Origin of the sequence: Parvimonas sp. D9, from assembly GCF_035282565.1 — a bacterium.
Taxonomy (GTDB): Bacteria; Bacillota; Clostridia; order Tissierellales; family Peptoniphilaceae; genus Parvimonas; species Parvimonas micra.
Window position 1 is genome coordinate 1 of sequence record NZ_JAYKBM010000079.1, and the last position, 365, is coordinate 365.

The following is a 365-nucleotide window of genomic DNA, read 5'->3' on the forward strand; positions in this document are numbered from 1 at the left end:
CCCTCCACGTGCTGTGGAGTACCTGTGGCATGACGTTCCGTTGCGCCTAGTGGCCTAGAACGAATATGCTCAATACCAATGCCTGATTTGGCAAGGTCTGCGTTCATGCCTGACGCAGGATTAATCATTGTGTTAGTAGCCATTATACCATCACCCCCGAATCAATGCCTCATTACGCAGCAGATGATTCAGGCGGCCCATAATTATAGGGGTTCTTGGTGAGGTGGTATACGATGGGTACTTGATTGCGGCCGATGGGTGTTTGCACACGTACTTCGGTCTTGGTAACCAAACCTTCAGCTTCGAGCTGCATCAGAATAGGACGCCACATCATAGTGCTTGTGGATGTGCCCAAAGCAATATGG

At 50.1% G+C, this 365-nt stretch carries 1 protein-coding gene; it reads right to left on the bottom strand.

Annotated elements, in window-relative coordinates; genetic code table 11:
- Positions 1 to 172 precede the first annotated feature (172 nt).
- The coding region (locus tag VJI94_RS08105) for a hypothetical protein (protein WP_324008979.1) at positions 173 to 365 on the bottom strand (193 nt) is incomplete at its 5' end.